The organism is Sphaerisporangium sp. NPDC049003 (assembly GCF_043197795.1).
Taxonomy (GTDB): domain Bacteria; phylum Actinomycetota; class Actinomycetes; order Streptosporangiales; family Streptosporangiaceae; genus Sphaerisporangium.
Genome location: NZ_JBICTU010000026.1, coordinates 63,290 through 78,820, shown reverse-complemented (window position 1 = coordinate 78,820; position 15,531 = coordinate 63,290). Strand labels below are relative to the sequence as shown.

Annotated in this window: 16 protein-coding genes; 6 read left to right on the top strand and 10 right to left on the bottom strand. The window is 69.2% G+C overall.

The features are described from left to right. The first annotated feature begins 165 nt into the window (after positions 1 to 165). On the top strand, positions 166 to 1,464 hold the full coding sequence (locus tag ACGFIV_RS27085) for an ABC transporter substrate-binding protein (RefSeq protein ID WP_392838088.1): 1,299 nt from the start codon (positions 166 to 168) through the stop codon (positions 1,462 to 1,464). On the opposite strand, the gene ACGFIV_RS27080 is transcribed toward ACGFIV_RS27085, so the two are convergent. Then, complete coding sequence (locus tag ACGFIV_RS27080) at positions 1,445 to 2,707, bottom strand: CynX/NimT family MFS transporter (RefSeq protein WP_392838087.1); 1,263 nt, start codon at positions 2,705 to 2,707, stop codon at positions 1,445 to 1,447. The genes ACGFIV_RS27085 and ACGFIV_RS27080 overlap by 20 nt on opposite strands. A gap of 193 nt (positions 2,708 to 2,900) precedes the next feature. Between ACGFIV_RS27080 and ACGFIV_RS27075 the strand changes: the two genes are divergently transcribed. Continuing rightward, the gene (locus tag ACGFIV_RS27075) at positions 2,901 to 3,956 is read left to right on the top strand and encodes a LacI family DNA-binding transcriptional regulator (protein ID WP_358548550.1); all 1,056 of its coding nucleotides are present in this window, start codon (positions 2,901 to 2,903) and stop codon (positions 3,954 to 3,956) included. 16 nt (positions 3,957 to 3,972) lie between these two features. Here the strand turns inward: ACGFIV_RS27075 and ACGFIV_RS27070 are convergent, their stop codons facing one another. The 5 genes from ACGFIV_RS27070 to ACGFIV_RS27050 form a co-directional block, all read right to left on the bottom strand. Further along, positions 3,973 to 4,698 carry an HNH endonuclease gene (locus tag ACGFIV_RS27070; protein WP_358548548.1) on the bottom strand — a complete coding sequence of 242 codons (726 nt, stop codon included), beginning with the start codon at positions 4,696 to 4,698 and terminating at the stop codon, positions 3,973 to 3,975. 4 nt (positions 4,699 to 4,702) lie between these two features. Continuing rightward, positions 4,703 to 6,034 (bottom strand): AAA family ATPase, encoded by a 1,332-nt coding sequence (locus ACGFIV_RS27065; RefSeq protein WP_358548545.1) that lies wholly within the window; start codon positions 6,032 to 6,034, stop codon positions 4,703 to 4,705. A 97-nt stretch (positions 6,035 to 6,131) separates the two neighbouring features. Beyond that, positions 6,132 to 6,323: a DUF397 domain-containing protein gene (locus ACGFIV_RS27060; RefSeq protein ID WP_392838086.1), complete on the bottom strand. Its 192-nt coding sequence runs from the start codon at positions 6,321 to 6,323 to the stop codon at positions 6,132 to 6,134. A 75-nt stretch (positions 6,324 to 6,398) separates the two neighbouring features. After that, positions 6,399 to 6,596: a DUF397 domain-containing protein gene (locus tag ACGFIV_RS27055; RefSeq protein WP_392838085.1), complete on the bottom strand. Its 198-nt coding sequence runs from the start codon at positions 6,594 to 6,596 to the stop codon at positions 6,399 to 6,401. Continuing rightward, complete coding sequence (locus ACGFIV_RS27050; protein WP_392838084.1) at positions 6,587 to 7,375, bottom strand: Scr1 family TA system antitoxin-like transcriptional regulator; 789 nt, start codon at positions 7,373 to 7,375, stop codon at positions 6,587 to 6,589. Before ACGFIV_RS27050 ends, ACGFIV_RS27055 begins: the two co-directional genes overlap by 10 nt. A 272-nt stretch (positions 7,376 to 7,647) precedes the next feature. Between ACGFIV_RS27050 and ACGFIV_RS27045 the strand changes: the two genes are divergently transcribed. From ACGFIV_RS27045 to ACGFIV_RS27035, 3 genes are all read left to right on the top strand, one after another. Beyond that, complete coding sequence (locus tag ACGFIV_RS27045) at positions 7,648 to 8,034, top strand: ATP-binding protein (protein ID WP_392838083.1); 387 nt, start codon at positions 7,648 to 7,650, stop codon at positions 8,032 to 8,034. Positions 8,035 to 8,119: 85 nt separating this feature from the next. Continuing rightward, positions 8,120 to 8,638: an AAA family ATPase gene (locus ACGFIV_RS27040; RefSeq protein WP_392838082.1), complete on the top strand. Its 519-nt coding sequence runs from the start codon at positions 8,120 to 8,122 to the stop codon at positions 8,636 to 8,638. Positions 8,639 to 8,812: 174 nt separating this feature from the next. Beyond that, positions 8,813 to 9,784, top strand: coding sequence for a zinc-binding dehydrogenase (locus ACGFIV_RS27035; RefSeq protein ID WP_392838081.1), 972 nt, complete (start codon positions 8,813 to 8,815; stop codon positions 9,782 to 9,784). A 37-nt stretch (positions 9,785 to 9,821) separates the two neighbouring features. On the opposite strand, the gene ACGFIV_RS27030 is transcribed toward ACGFIV_RS27035, so the two are convergent. Continuing rightward, positions 9,822 to 11,159 (bottom strand): MFS transporter, encoded by a 1,338-nt coding sequence (locus ACGFIV_RS27030; protein WP_392838080.1) that lies wholly within the window; start codon positions 11,157 to 11,159, stop codon positions 9,822 to 9,824. Between the two features lie 85 nt (positions 11,160 to 11,244). Here ACGFIV_RS27030 and ACGFIV_RS27025 point away from each other — a divergent pair, with 85 nt between their 5' ends. After that, the gene (locus tag ACGFIV_RS27025; protein WP_358548524.1) at positions 11,245 to 12,237 is read left to right on the top strand and encodes a DUF5937 family protein; all 993 of its coding nucleotides are present in this window, start codon (positions 11,245 to 11,247) and stop codon (positions 12,235 to 12,237) included. 65 nt (positions 12,238 to 12,302) lie between these two features. Here the strand turns inward: ACGFIV_RS27025 and ACGFIV_RS27020 are convergent, their stop codons facing one another. The 3 genes from ACGFIV_RS27020 to ACGFIV_RS27010 all read right to left on the bottom strand — a co-directional run bounded on the left by ACGFIV_RS27020 (position 12,303) and on the right by ACGFIV_RS27010 (position 15,413). Next, positions 12,303 to 13,178 carry a carbohydrate ABC transporter permease gene (locus tag ACGFIV_RS27020; RefSeq protein WP_392838079.1) on the bottom strand — a complete coding sequence of 292 codons (876 nt, stop codon included), beginning with the start codon at positions 13,176 to 13,178 and terminating at the stop codon, positions 12,303 to 12,305. After that, a complete protein-coding gene (locus tag ACGFIV_RS27015) occupies positions 13,175 to 14,062 on the bottom strand; it encodes a sugar ABC transporter permease (protein WP_358548520.1) in 888 nt (295 codons plus the stop codon). The genes ACGFIV_RS27020 and ACGFIV_RS27015 overlap by 4 nt, the downstream gene beginning before the upstream one ends. Positions 14,063 to 14,123: 61 nt before the next feature. Further along, positions 14,124 to 15,413 (bottom strand): extracellular solute-binding protein, encoded by a 1,290-nt coding sequence (locus ACGFIV_RS27010; RefSeq protein ID WP_358548518.1) that lies wholly within the window; start codon positions 15,411 to 15,413, stop codon positions 14,124 to 14,126. Positions 15,414 to 15,531 lie beyond the last annotated feature (118 nt).

Here is a 15,531-nt window from a genome sequence, read left to right as displayed (position 1 = left end):
GATCACCAGCGGCCGTCACCACTTATCCGCAATCATCTGCACATAAAACGATCAGTCATGCGTCGGCGTCGTTTCATGCTTTCGCGACCTCCGAGGCTTCCCGGCCTCGCGGCCGGTCGCTCTTCCCGTCGGGCAGCACATCAGACACCTCATGAGGAGTCTCTCGTGAACGGACCGTCCCTCCCCCGCCGCACCCTCCTGAAGGGCGTGGGCCTCGGAGCCCTCGCCGCCGGCGCGACCGCGTGCGGCTCGGTCAACGGCCTGGGCGCCGGGCCCGGCGACAAGATCGTGATCGGGTTCGTCAGCCCCCGTACGGGACCGCTGGCCGGCTTCGCCTCCGGTGACGGCTTCGTCGTCGACCGCGTGCGCGCCACCGCCGCGTACGCCAAGGGCTTCACGGTCGGCGGGAAGACCTACGAGGTGGAGATCGTGGTCAAGGACACCCACTCGGACCCGGGCCGGGCGTCCCAGGCCGCTCGCGAGCTGATCTCGCGGCACCACGCCGACATGATCCTCGCCAGCTCCACACCCGAGACGACGAACCCCGTTGCGACGGTATGCGAGGCCCAGGGGATCCCCTGCGTCTCGACCGTGGTCCCCTGGGAGGCGTGGTACTTCTCCCGGCAGGCCGATCCCCGAAACCCCAAGCCGTTCACGTACACGACCATGTTCTTCTCCGGGGTCGACCAGTTCGGCGGATGCTTCGTCCCGATGTGGGACAGGATCTCCACCAACAAGGTGGTGGGCGGTATGTTCCCGGACGACCCTGACGGCAACGCCTTCCGCGCCGCGTACCCGCCGATCCTGGACAACGCCGGGTACAGCTGGGTCGACGGCGGCGCCTACCGCGACGGGACGACCGCCTTCGGCTCGATGATCTCCACGTTCAAGCGCGAGCAGTGCGAGATCTTCATCAACGCCCCGCTCCCGCCCGACTTCACCGCCATGTGGAAGCAGGCCGCCCTGCGGGGGTTCCGGCCGAAGCTCGCCACCGTGGCCAAGGTCCTGCTGTTCCCCGCGGACACCGTCCCGCTCGGCAGCCTGGTCAGCAACATCGCGACCGACTCGTGGTGGGGCCCGTACATGCCCTACGCCTCCTCGCTCGACGGGGAGACCGCCAAGCAGCTCGCGGAGTCCTACCAGTCCGCCAGCGGCAGGCAGTGGCTGCAGACCCTGGGGTCGGTCTACTCGCTGTTCGAGATCGCCGAGAAGGCCTTCACCTCGGTCGACACCCCGCGTGACAGGAAGGCGGTCGCGACCGCGCTTCAGGAACTGAACTACTCGGGGATCTCGGGGGTGCTCGACTTCACCCGGGGGCCGGTTCCGGGCGTCGCCCTCCAGCAGCCCGTGGGGGTCCAGTGGAAGGAAGGGATCGGGCGGTGGCCGTACGAGATGGTCGTCGTGGACAACAGCCTCAACCCCGCCGTCAGGATCGGCGCGGACCTCACCCCCACGAACCCCTGACCGGCTCGGATGCGGGGCGCCCGGCGAGGACGCCGAAGGCCAGCTGGACGCCGCAGATGAGCAGGCCCGTCACCAGCGGCAGCGTCCAGCCGCCCGCGAGCTGGTGGAGCAGCCCGATGAGGAAGGGGCCGAGGGCGGCGAGCAGGTAGCCGGACGACTGCGCGACCGCCGACAACGCGGTGACCGAGGCGGGGTCGGGCGCCCGCAGGGCGATGATGAGCAGGGCGAGCGCGATCGAGGCGCCCTGGCCGACCCCGAGCACGATCATCCACAGCCACGGCAGCGTCGCCGGGGCGAACACCACGCCGAGGTACCCGGCGACGGTCAGCAGCGCGGCCACCACGATGTGCGGCACCTGCGACGGGACGCGACCCGCGTGTACCGGCACCATGAGCGTGGCGGCGATCTGGGCGAGGTTGGTGAGCGCCAGCAGGTAGCCGGCCTGGTCCGCGGGGAGCCCGGCGTCGCGGAAGATCGTCGGCAGCCAGGCGAGCATGATGTAGAAGGTCAGCGACTGAAGGCCCATGAACGCCATGACGTACCAGGTCACGCGCCTGCGCAGCAGCACGGCGTACGGCCTGTGCCCGCCGCCGTCCCGGTCGCGGCGGTACCGTCTCACCGCCTGCGGCGCCCACAGCACGGCCGCCGCCAGCGCGAGGACGGCGACGGATCCGGCCGCCGTGCGCCAGCCGTACCGCTCCTCGATGGGCACCATGACCGCCGACGCCGTGGCCGCGCCCGTCACCAGCCCCGACACGTAGATGCCGGTGAACAGCCCGACACGGTGGGGAAAGTGCTGTTTCACCACACCGGGCATGACCACGTTCATGATCGCGATAGCCGTGCCGGCGACGGCCGACCCGGCGTACAGGGCGGTCAGGCCGCCCATCCCGCGCAGGACGACGCCGGTGGCGAGGACGAGCAGCCCTATCAGCAGCGTGCGGTCGAGCCCGAGGCGCGTGGCCAGTGCGGGCGCGATCGGGGCCTGCAGGCCGAGGCAGACCACCATGACCGTGGTGATCGCCCCGCCCGCCGCGGGGGTCAGCGAGAGGTCGTCCATGATCTCGCTCAGCAGCGGCGACACCCCGGCGATGGCGGGCCGCAGGTTCAGCGAGGCCAGCACGAAACCCGCTATCAGCAGCACCCGTGCCCGGCCGAGCCCTCCAGGGGCGGATGCCCTGGTGGGGGTGGGGCGGGGCACGGACCCCGGTCCGGGCTCGGGGTCGGTGGTCGAACCGGTCATAGGCCCCGGAGCCTATCGGTGGCCATCACAACGGATACCTTGGGCTCAAATCCGTGGTGCTGTGCCGCCACCGTCCTCTGGGGTTCCGTACCTCTGTGGCGCCGCGCCTCTGTGGCGCCGCGCCGTACGGCCGCCCCCGCCCGGCGGGCCGATTGGGTGACAACGTTGTCACACCCCGTTGAAATGCGGGATGATGCGGACCGTGGCAGAGACCAGACGCGGGCGGCCGACGATGAACGATGTCGCCGCGACGGCCGGGGTCGCGCTCAAGACCGTCTCCCGCGTGGTCAACGACGAGCCGGGGGTCAACGCGGCGACCGCCGCGCGGGTCCGGCAGGCCATCGAGCTGCTCGGCTACCGCCGCAACGACGGCGCCCGTGTCCTTCGCCGGGGGCGCACGGCGAGCATCGGGCTCATCATCGAGGACGTCTCCGACCCGTTCTACTCCGGGCTGAGCCGCGCGGTCGAGGACGTCGCGATCCGCAACGGCTCACTGGTCTTCACCGGCTCGTCGGGGGAGGATCCCGAGCGTGAGCGCGAGCTGGTCCTGGCCTTCTGCGCCCGCCGGGTGGACGGGCTGGTCATCGTGCCCGCCGGCTCGGACCACGGCTACCTCGCCCCCGAGCTGAGCGCCGGCATCCGCGCCGTCTTCGCCGACCGCCCCGCCGGTCCCGGGCTCGACGTCGACACCGTGCTGTGCGACAACGCCGGCGGCGCCCGATCGGGGGTGGCGCACCTCATCGCCTGCGGCCACCGGCGCATCGGGTTCCTCGGCGACAGCGCCCGCATCTTCACCGCCGGGGAGCGCCTGCGCGGCTACCGGCAGGCCCTGGAGACGGCCGGCCTGCCGTACGACGGGTCGCTGGTCGTCATGGGCGCCCCCGACCAGAGGCGCGTCCACGCCGACCTCGCGCGCATGATGGAGCGGGGCGACCCGCCCACGGCCCTGTTCACCGGCAACGGCCGCACCACCGTCGCGACCCTGCGGGCCCTGGAAGCCCTCGGCACCGGGGGTCTCGGCGGCAGGTCGCCGTCGCGGATCGCGGTCGTGGGCTTCGACGACTTCGAGCTGGCCGACCTTCTCACCCCGCCCGTCACCGTGATCGCGCAGGATCCCGCGGGCCTCGGCCGCACGGCCGCCGAGCTTCTCTTCCGCCGCCTGGCCGGCGACAACGGCCCCGCCGAACGCGTCCAGCTTCCCACCCACCTCATCCCCCGAGGCTCCGGCGAACTCCCCCCGACCACCTGATCAGCGAACAGCGGCCTTACGACCAGAAATGAAGCGCCGGATCGTCGAGCGCCTCGACCACCTCGCGTCCCCGCAGCACCGTCTCGGCCCCCGGCAGGCTCCGGTAGCACAGCATCGCGTAAAGCACATCGGCGAAAGGCTGCTCACGGAGGGAGTCGGCTATTTCCGCCGCCTCCTCCTTGGCGTCCGAAGTCTGAATGAGACGTGCGCGGTCCCTGAGCATCGACACCGTTCGTATGAAGGCGGCGGCACGACCACGCTGCAGAGCACCCCGGTTCAACCCGAAGACGTCGATCGTCGCCGCGCCCCTGGGAGTCAGCGATCGGTAGACGCCGGTGTTCAGTGCCAGCTCAAGGTGTTCGTACGGGTCCTCGGCCGACGGATCCACGAGAAGGGGCGATCCGTCCTCGTCGAGCGGAAAGCACTCCCGCTTGTGGTGGCTGTTGCAATGGGAGCAGGCGAGGAGGTGGTTCGGCCAGTCGAAGGCGCGCAGAGGGGCATCGGCCAGGGGTTCGAAGTGGTCGATGTCGGTCCCGAAGCCGTCTCCGCAGTACATGCACCGCCTGATTCCGGTCGCCATGCTGTCGAGGTGGTCCGCCAACCCCGACCGGACGGCCCTGGCGTTCTTCCACATGGTGCGAGCCCTGGAGAGACCGGCGTTCTCCTCGCGGAGCTTGCTCGTATGCTCACGTAGCCGCGCACTCAGCTCGTCACTGAGGACGACTCGATAGACACGGATCATGGTGTCAGGCGATCCTCGCGGCGACCTCGTCGACGCGCGCGGCGAGCGAGCTGGTGAGGGTGTCCCGCAGGCGCTCGTACTCCTGCGCTTCCGCGGGAGAAGCCGTCCCCCGGAGGACGGCCCGTTCCAACTCGGTGAGCCTTCGCCGCATGTCCTCGGCGTGGTTCGAGTAGGGCGAATCCATGCCGAACAGGTCGGTCAGCAGCGCGTCGTCTCCACTGCCGTAGACCACGCGCTCGTACAGGTCGTCGTCGACGACGCGGGGAGGCACATGTTCGTCCACCCCGGGAAGCCGGATCAGACCTCCGGGATCGGCACTCTGGCAGATGTAGGGGCTGTGTGTGGTCACGATGAACTGGATGGCCGGGAAATGCTCCTTGAGCCACTCACCGATCTTCTTCTGCCAGCTGACATGCAGGTGGACGTCGATCTCGTCGATGAGAACCACTCCCGGCAGCGGGACAACGTACGTGCCGGAGAGCGCGGTGGTCATTTCGGTGCCGAAAACCTGGTGGAGCTGACGGGTCAGATCAAGCACCAGTGCTGTGACGGTCCTGTACCCGTCGCTCATCTCACGAAGAGAGATGAGCTCCCCGCCTCTCCTGGCCCACAGTCCCTCACTGTCGACCCGGTCGATCTGGAAACCGTCCGGCAGCAGTCCGTCGTTGAGCAGGCCGGTGACGAAGTTCAGAAGGTCGGCGGCTCCCTCGCGCTGCTCCAGCCGGCGTAGGTGCAGGTCGACGAGCCAGCTCACGCTCTCGGCCAGGGAAGCGTCCTCGTGGAACAAACTCGCCAGGCGCGACACGGGGCCGCTGCTCACCATGAGTCGCTGCGTGTCGGACGAGCCACCCACCAGACGACGGAAGGGCCCGTACCCGGCGAAGAACCACCCTTGCGGATTGTCCGCCCACGGACCGCGAAGGGCAGTGGCTCCATATGCCCGCATGGTCGGCTGGGTCCCGTAGTGCCCTGACTCATCGATGAGCTCGCGGCTCCAGGTCAGGCTCGCGGAGAGCCTGGTACCGGGCGGACGGCGCCGCGTACGGCCCGTGAGCCTGTCCGTCTCCGCATCGAAGACCATCTGCACCTGGGATGTGCCTTGGGTGGCCTGGTGGGAGATCCAGCCGTCGAAGGCCGGCACGAGGCTCCGGGCCACCGAAGGCCCGGCAAGGGCGAGGGCGAGGGCGCGCAGCAGTGTGGTCTTGCCGGAGCCGTTGCGCCCAGCGAGGACGGTCCAACCCGCGTGGCTGCCGTCTGGCCTGGTCAGCCGCAGATTCGCCGCGCGCGGACCAGAGAAGCCGCGCACGCCTGCGACTTCGAACTCGGCGATGTGCACCGTCGACTCCAACCCGTGATCGCTGCCTTCCTGCCTGCTGCAACGATAAGACGTCGAAGGTCCCACAGCACCCGGCCACCGTCCCGCCGGATTCCAGCTACTCCGAGATCTTCAGCCCGCCGACGAACGCCCGCCACTCCCCAGAGGCGACCAGCAACACCGGCCCAGGCGAATCCTTACTATCCCTTACCGCGACAACCCCAGAGAGATTCATCGCCACTTCCACGCATGATCCGCCGTCCGATCCCGATTTGGATGACTTTCGCCAAATCGCTCCGCTCAGGTCCACGCGGCCGACTCCCACTCGATGATCTTCAGGCTCATGTTCTGGAAGAGGTCTCCGGGCACCGTCGCCCTGTGGCCGTCACCGTTTCCCCGCCTGCTTCAGCCGCCCAAGAAAGACACGCCATTCACCGTCCGCGACCACCAACACAGGACCCCCCGGATCCTTGCTGTCCCGGACCCCCACCACCCCAGGGAGGTTCGTCGCCACTTCGACGCAGGCTGCCCCGTTCGATCCCGACCGGCTTGACTTACGCCATCTGGCGTCGCTCAGCTCCACTTCGCCCTCGCTTCCTCGATGATCCCTTTAGAAACACGCTGCGGATGAGCATCGGCGCGAATCGCGTCATAGCGACTCATAATCGGCTTAACGACTTCTGGATTATCTGTCACTTCGCCCTGCCCTGACGAGTCCACCCAGATGAGAGTTCGGTAACCGGGCAATTCGGCTGCTCCGAACGCGCCCAGCAGCCCGCAGGTGGACTCCGCCGCGAATGGCACGACCTGGACGGTCACCCTGGGATCTTGTGCGATCTCCAGAAGGTACTCCAGTTGTTGCCGCATGACCGCCGAGCCGCCAATCGACCGGTAGAGGACTCCCTCGTCGATGACGACGGAAACCATAGGAGGACTGTCTCGATTGAGCACTGCTTTTCGCTGCATACGGGTTACGAGCCGCTGTTCCACCAGGTCCGCTGCGACTCCTGGCTCGCCTGACAGGATGTGCCGGGCATACGGCTCGGTCTGGAACAGGCCGGGAACCATGAGCGGATCCCAGCTGCGGATCGCCGTGGCCTCCTGTTCAGCGTCCAGGTACTCACGGAACCAGCGGGGAGCGGAGTCCTTCCATCGATCGACCATCAACCAGAGGCTCGTCATCACTTTGTCGAGACCGAGAACCTGGTCACAGCGTTCCGCGAACATCCTCTCGGGTTTGCGCTCACCCCGTTCGACCATGCCGACCATGCTTGTGGAAAACAGAATCCTCTTGCCCAGTTGATTCTGTGTCATCCCTGCGGCCAGACGATGCCTACGCACCTCGAAGCCGAAGAGCGCCATCGGGGAAGCCTCTGGATTCAACTCCACTGGCTGTGGCATAGATCCTCCCCTGAGCAGGATTAATCCCGGCTAGCTCGCGGTAGCCATCAGCGTCACACTCGAATAGTGCTAGCGAAGAGTTACCGATTGACTTCACACAGTAGCGCAGTCTGGCCAAGCTGGAGAGGCGAAAGCTCCTTCGGACAGGCAGGCTCGGTGGACCGGATGACACTCTCCCAGCAATTCGGGCTCCCTTGGTGTCACTCCCTCACCGCGATCAAGGCGAGGTGGAAATGGCGGCGGACAGGCTGTTGGGGTGCGTGGAAGTGGTCGGGGCGGAGTCCTCGGTGGCGGGGGTGCGGGCGTTCGTGCGGGGGACGCTGGGCATGGGGCACCCCGCCCTGGACGACGTGACGCTCCTGGTTTCGGAGTTGACGACCAATGCCGTGCTGCACTCGGACTCGCGAGACGGCGGGCCGGTGAGCGTCACGCTGCTGGAATGCGATCAGGCCATCCGGGTGATCGTGAGGGACGCCGGTTCCGGCTCCCGGCCGCGCGTCTCGGGTGACCTCTGCGGCGAGGGCGGTCGCGGTCTGTTCCTCGTCGAGGAGCTCTCCCAATGCTGGGGGGTCGACGAGGACGGGACCGGCCGGGCCGTCTGGTGCGAGGTCAAAGTGTGATCACCTACGAACCGACGGGCAGGGAGCGGAACAGAACGATCTCGGTGTCAGGCGTTCGCGGCCGCTCGTTCCGTAGCCTTCACGGGTGGAACGGATTCTTGTGGCGGGCATCAGCGGGGCAGGGAAGACCACCATGGCGCGGGCCCTGTCGGCACGGCTTCGGCTGCCGTTCTACGAGATGGACTCCCTTCACTTCGCCGGTCCCGACTGGGCGACAAATCCCGACTTTCACCAGCAGATCGCGAAGATCGCTTCCACCCCCGGCTGGGTCTTCGACTCCTTCGGGTACCCCGAGGTCCGCGATCTGCTGTGGACGCGTGCCGACACCGTGGTCTGGCTCGACTATTCGCGAGCCGTGATCATGCCTCGCATCCTGCGCCGGTCGTTGCTCCGGACGCTGCGCCGTGAGCGGATCTTCGGCGGGAACGTCGAAACGTGGTCCGACTGGCTCAGCCGTGAGCATCCCGCGAGGTGGGCGTGGTCCCAGCACGCCGCCCGCCGTGCGGAGATCGGGCGACGCGCCCGCGACCCCCGCTTCGAACCGCTCCAGGTCATACGGTTCGCCTCGCCCCGAAAGGCCGACGAGTGGCTCCGGTCCAGGTGAACCGACCTCCCGGACCCACCTACCCTCCTGCCGGACGGACGGACGGCCGCGGCTCGCGCGGTTCGTCGTCTCCGCGCCGCACGCTCGTCAGGACATGCCGACTTGACCTCAACGTTGGTTGAGGTTCAAGACTGATCTCCACGAGATCGGTCATCGTCGTACAAGGAGAGTGGCATGCGGGTGGCACAGGTGACGCGTTTCGGAGGGCCCGAGGTTCTGGAGACGGTCGAGGTGCCGGATCCGGTCGCCGGGCCGGGACAGGTCGTGATCGACGTCTCGGTCGCCGACACCCTGTTCGTCGAGACGCAGATCCGCATGGGCTGGGGACGGGATTTCTTCCCCGATGAGCCGCCGTACGTACCGGGCGGCGCGGTCGGCGGGCAGGTGCTGAGCGTCGGCGAGGGGGTGGATGGAAGCTGGGTCGGCCGCAGCGTCGTGGCGAGCACGGGCGGTGGCGGAGGCTACGCCGAGCAGGCGGTGGTGTCGGAGGAGGCGCTGATCCCGGTGCCCGAGGGACTGGGCCTGGCGGAGGCGGCCGGGCTGCTTCACGACGGGGTGACGGGCCTTGGCGTGTTCGAGAGCGCGGAGGTCGAGCCGGGCGAGTGGGTGCTGGTCACGGCGGCGGCCGGCGGCATGGGGATCCTGCTCGTCCAGCTCGCGCACGCGGCCGGCGCGCGGGTCGCCGCCGCCGCGCGCGGTGTGCGGAAGCTCGACCTGGCCCGTGAGCTGGGCGCCGAGATCGCGGTCGACTACACCGAACCGGGCTGGGCCGAGCGGGTGCGGGAGGCGACCGGTGGCGCGGGTCCCGACGTGGTCTTCGACGGCGCCGGAGGCGAGTCCGGCCTGGCCGCGTTCGAGATCACGGCGCGTGGGGGCCGGTTCTCCGCGCACGGCGCGCCCAGCGGCGGCTTCAGCCCGGTCGACCCCGAAGAGGCGCGGCGGCGCGAGATCACCCTGCGCGGAATCCAGCACGTCCAGTTCGCCCCCGGCGAGCACAAGCGGCTGGCCGAGCGCGCGCTGTCGGAGGCGGCCGCGGGGCGGGTCAAGCCGGTCATCGGCCAGACCTTCCCCCTCGACCGGGCCTCCGACGCGCACGCCGCGATCGAGTCCCGCGAGGTCATCGGAAAGACCCTGCTGCTGGTGTGACCCACTTGGCCCGGTCCGGCTCCGCCCCACCGCTGCTCTAGGGGGCGGAAGCCGCGCCCGCCTGGAAGGAATCCGGCCGCGCGTGGGGAGGCTCCGGATGGGTGGGGTGGCGTTCCGGGCGCAGATGCCGTACGAGGGCGAGGGCGCCGAGGACGCCGCCCACTCCGGTCAGTGCGATGGCGAGGTGCGCGGGGACCATCTCGGCGAGCAGCCCGGCCAGCGCGGCCCCCGTCCCCTGGCTCGTCATCTGTCCCGAGGTCAGCAGGCCGAACGCCTGGCCGCGCACGTCCTCGGGCACGGAGTCGACGAACCTGCGCTGAAGGCCGAGGTTGTAGGCGAGGCAGAGCCCCGTCAGCACGGCGAGCGCGAGGCACCAGGCAAGGCCGGGCCGTACGGCGAACCCGATCATCGGCGCCCCGGCCGCCAGGGCGAGCGGGAAGGACAGGCGTTCGCGCAGCGCGGGGGCGGCGAACCGGCCCACGACGAAGTCCCCGACCGCCATCCCCGCCGCGAACGCGGCCAGGACCAGTCCGGCCTGGGACGGCGCCCCGCGCTCGCTGAGGTAGGGCACCACGACGGCCTCGGCGCCGGCCACGAACATCATCGGCACCCACGTCGCGAGCAGCAGCCCTCGGACGCGTCCGTCGGCGAGGAGCAGCCGGTTGACCCGCAGCGTCGCCCGCACGGGGTTCCTCGCCCGCACGGCTTCCCTGGCCGACACGCGATCACGCGGCGCCTGCGCTCCGGACGGGCCGGCGTCGCGTACCAGGGACGCTCGCGCGGGGCGGTCGGGCAGGCCGAGCCGCAGGACGAGCGCGCCCGCGGCGGACAGGGCCGCGGTGATCAGCAGCGCTCCTCCCGGCCCGGCGACCGTGAGGACGGCGCCGCCCACCGCGAGGCCGCCGATCTGCGCCCCCGCCGAGGTGACCGTCAGGACGGACCTGCCGAGGACGAACGCGTCGCCCGGCAGCAGTTCGGGTAGCGTCGCGGTGCGCGCGGCCCCGAAGACCGGGCTCAGCGCCCCGGTGGCCACGACGAGGAGCAGCATCGCCCAGACCGGCAGCCCCGCGAACCCCAGGGCGAGGCAGACGGCGGCGCGGACGAGCTCGCCCGCGATCATCAATCGCCGGGGGCGCAGGCGGTCGGCGAGCGAGAGCAGGAAGGTCCCACCGATGACGTACGGCAGGAAACCGCTCATATAGGCCAGCGCGGACAGTCCCGCCGAGCCCGTGCGGCCGTACACGAGCACGGAGAAGGCGAGCATCTTCACCGTGTCGCCCGCCACCAGCAGCGTGAAGCTGCCGAATAGCACGCGGAACTCCCGGACGGCGAACACCTCACCGAACCTCGCCTGACGCTCAGATCCCTCGCTCAACGGCCACCTCCCCCTTCCGGGGACGATGCTGCGCGAGGAGCCGGGGGCCTGGCTAAGCTTTCGGAAATAGACGAAAGGTGAGCGCATGCCACGGCTGATCCGCATCGAGGTCAGCCCGCAGGATGTCGTGGCCAGCCGGTTCGCCATCTCGCCGCTGATCGAAACCCTGCACGCCCTGTGGATCCTGTCGGGGATGCAGGAGGCAGGCGTCCACCGGCCGTGGGCCGAGCGGAGGCGGCGGGGGTACGGACGGCTGCTCCGGGAGATGCCCGGTCTCGCGGCCCTTGTGGCGCTGTTCCGGCTTGGCGACTACAACGCGGACTTCATCGCCCCGCCCCCCTCCGGGGTGAACGTCGCGTTCGCGGACGAGCTGACGGCGATGCGCGCCACGCCCCTCGCGCAGGCCCGTGACGAGATCGCCAGGAACCTGCGCGGCAGGCAGGCACCGCCTCCGGAGGTCATGGCCGTCCTCGACCGGCCAGACGTGGTCCAGGTGTTCGCGGACGTGCTGGAGGCCGTCTGGAAGGAGACCGTCGAGCCCGACTGGCCGCGCTTCCACGCGATCCTCGAACGCGACCTCGTGCGGCGCGCGGGACGCCTCGCGACCTACGGGTGGGCGGCGGCGCTCGACGACCTCAGCCCCCAGGTCCGCTGGCGTTCGGACGGCGGGTCAGGTCATGTCCAGGTGCGCATGACCGGGTCAGGGGAGAGCGAGACGCACCGGCTCGGCGGCCGGGGGCTGCTCCTCGTGCCGAGCGTCTTCTACCCGAGCAAAGTGGGGGTCTACCTGGAGGACGCGTGGCCGTACGCGATCGTCTACCCCGCCCGGGGGATCGCCGTGGACGACAGGCCCTCGAAGGGCCTCGCGCGGCTCATCGGGAAGACGCGGGCGACGATCCTGCTGCGGACCCCGGCCACCACGACCCAGCTCGCCGCGCTGCTGGAGCTGAGCGTCGGCGGGACCGGCGACCACGTGGCCGCGCTGCGCGAGGCCGGGCTGATCACCGGCACCCGGGTGGGCCGGTCGGTCCTCTACCACCGGACGCCACTCGGGGACGCCCTGGTCGACGGCGGCTGACCGGTCGTCCGGCGATCGGCGCGGCAGCCCCTCAGCCCCTCAGCCCCTCAGCCCCTACAAGAGCGTCAGCCCTTCAGCGCGCCCGCCATGAGGCCGCGCATGAAGAACCGTCCGAGCAGCACGTAGACGACCATGGTCGGGATCGAGGCGAGGATCGCCGCGGCCATCTGCTGGCTGTACGGGACGGTCTGCGCGCCGGCGATGTTGTTGAGCATCACGGTCGTCGGCCACGACGTCGGGCCGGTCAGGAACACCGCGAACAGGAAGTCGTTCCACATCGAGGTGAACTGCCAGATGATCACGACGGCGAACGCGGGCCCGGAGACCGGGATCACGATCGACCAGAAGCTCCGCAGCATCCCCGCGCCGTCGACCCGGGCCGCTTCCATCAGCTCGTCGGGAATCGTGACGTAGTAGTTGCGGAAGATCAGCGTGCAGATCGGGATGCCGTAGACCACGTGGGCGAGGATCAGCCCGGGGATGCCCCCGTACACGCCGAGGTCCACCATGAGCTGGACGAGCGGGATCATCACCCCCTGGTACGGGATGAACATGCCGAACAGGAACAGCGTGAACACCAGGTCGGCACCGGGGAAGCGCCACTTGGACAGGACGAACCCGTTCATCGCGCCCAGCGCGGCCGAGATGATCGACCCCGGGATCGCCAGCAGGAAGCTGTTGGCGATGCCCGGCCTCAGCTTGTCCCACGCCACCTGCCAGGCCTCGGTCGTCCAGACCTTCGGCAGGCTCCAGGCCTGGCTCGGGTCCGCCTCGGTCAGCGGCTTGAAGCTGGTGACCAGCAGCACGTAGATGGGGATCAGGAAGACCAGGACGAAGCCGATCAGCAGCACGAGCCGCACGTAGACCGGCCAGCGCGCCTGCCGGGCGACGGGCGAAGCCTCGTGCCCGGCCCTGGGCGTGGCCTCGACGGCCGTGGTCATGATCGCTTCTCCCTACGGGCGTTCCAGACCAGGTACGGCACCACGAAGACGGCGACCGTCAGCACGATGTACGCGGCGATCGTCGCGCCCTTCGCCGGGTCGTGGGCGTCGAACACGGCGACCCACATGAAGACGGCGGGCACGTCGGTAATGATCTGCTTGCCGGACACCGAGACGATCAGGTCGAAGACCTTGAGCGAGATGTGCCCGAGGATGATCAGCGCGGACAGGGTGACCGGCCGCAGGGACGGGAAGACGATGTGCCGGTAGACCTGCCACTCCTTGCAGCCGTCCACCCGCGCGGCCTCGCGCAGCTCCTCGGGTACGCCGCGGAACCCGGCCAGGTACAGCGCCATGACATATCCCGACATCTGCCAGATCGCTGGGATGGCCATCGCGGCCATCCCCCAGTCCTGGCCCCGGTACCACTCGTTCTGCAGGAACCCGAGGCCGAGCCCGTCGAAGAGCCGGTTCAGCCCGACCGCCTGGGCGTCCTGCCCGCTGTTCATCAGCCAGCGCCACACGACTCCGGTCGCGACGAAGGAGATGGCCATGGGGAACAGGTAGATGGCCCGGAAGCCGCCCTCACCCCTGATCCCCTTCTCCATGAGGAAGGCGAGGAGCCAGCCGAGGACCAGCGCGCCACCCACGAAGACCAGCGTGAAGACGACCGCGTGCCGGACCGAGATGCCCCAGCGCTCCTGGTCCCAGATGGAGACGAAGTTCGTGAGGCCCACGAACTTCCCCTCGGAGATCTCGTCGTGCTGGTCGGTCATGGCCAGCTTGAAGTTCCAGCCGAGCATTCCGTACACGAAGACCGCTATCGCGATGATCGACGGCGTCACCAGGAGCAGCCCTGGCAGCCATCTCTTGACGCGGGACACACATACCCCCAGTGAAGGCCCGCGCCCGCCACGCGCGGGCGCGGGCCGCTACGAGATCAGCTCACTGATTGTTGGCCTTGGCGGCCTCGACCAGCGCCGCCTGCAGCTTGACCGGGTCCTTGCTCTGCAGGAACAGGCCGACCGCCTCGGTGATGGCCGTCTTCCAGGCGTCGTTGGCGACCACGCCGTGCTGGATCGAACCCGCCAGCTTGTCGTTCGCCCACTGGCCGAGGTCCCACTCCAGGTAGTCCTTGTAGAGGGCCTTGTCTGCGTCCTTGCGAGCCGGGATGGAGCCCTTCTTGGGGTTGAAGGCGTCCTGGCCCTCCTTGCTCGCGGCGACCTTGAGCCACGCGAGCGCGCCCTCCTTGTTCGGAGCGCCCTTCGGGAGGGTGAAGCTGTCGGACAGCCACAGGAAGGTGCCGTCGGTGCCCGGCGACGCCGCCCAGTCGAAGTCCTGCTTGGACGTCTTGCCGAGGCCGCCGTCCGGGGGGTTGTGAAAGTAGCCGTACGCCCAGTCGCCCATGATGTTGAAGGCGGCGGCGCCGTCGGCGACCTGCTTGGCGGCGGGCTGCCAGTCGTCCTGCGGAGCGCCGGTGAACGACATGATCGTGCCGAAGTCGTTGAGCGCCTTGGTGACGGCGGGGCCCGACCAGTCCGCGCCCTTGACCCACAGCGCGTTGTAGGCGTCGGTGCCGAGGGAGCCGAGCAGCACGCTCTCCAGCAGGTGGACGGCCGTCCACTCCGAGCCGATCGACAGCGGGATCTTCCCGGCCTTCTTGACGGCCTGGAGGTCGGTGATGAACTCCTCGATCGTCTTCGGCGCCCCGTCCACGCCCGCGTGCTTCAGGACCCCCGGGTTGAACCACAGGACGTTGGAGCGGTGGATGTTCACCGGCACCGAGTAGACGTTGCCCTCGTAGGTGATCTGGTCGACCAGTTGCTGCGGGAAGACGTCCTTGAGCTTGAGCTCGTCGTAGAGGGAGTTCAGCGGTTCGAGCTTGCCGCCCTTGATGTAACCCTGCAGCTCGGCGCCCGCGTGCCCCTGGAAGGTGTCCGGCGGCTGGTTGGCCTGGAGCTTGCTGGAGAGCAGCGCCCGCGCCTTGTCACCCGAGCCACCCGCGACGGCGGCGTCGAAGAACGTCAGGTTGGGGTTCTGCTTCTCGAAGATCTCCCGCATGGCCTTCAGGCCGTCGGCCTCGCCGGGGCCCGTCCACCAGGAAAAGACCTCGACCTGCTTCCTCGCCGTCTGCCCGCCGCCGGTGTCGCTCGCGCCACCACCACCGCCACAGGCGGAGAGGGAGAGAACGCCCGCCACGGTGACCGCGACGGCCGACATCCACCGTCGTCGCATTCTTTGGTCCCTTCAAGGTTCGATGGAGGCTGTCCACGTAAGCCCGCCCCCGTGTACCAGGCCGTTGGTGACAACGTTGTCAGTACGCAATCAAGCCACTTCTCACAGCAGATCGTCA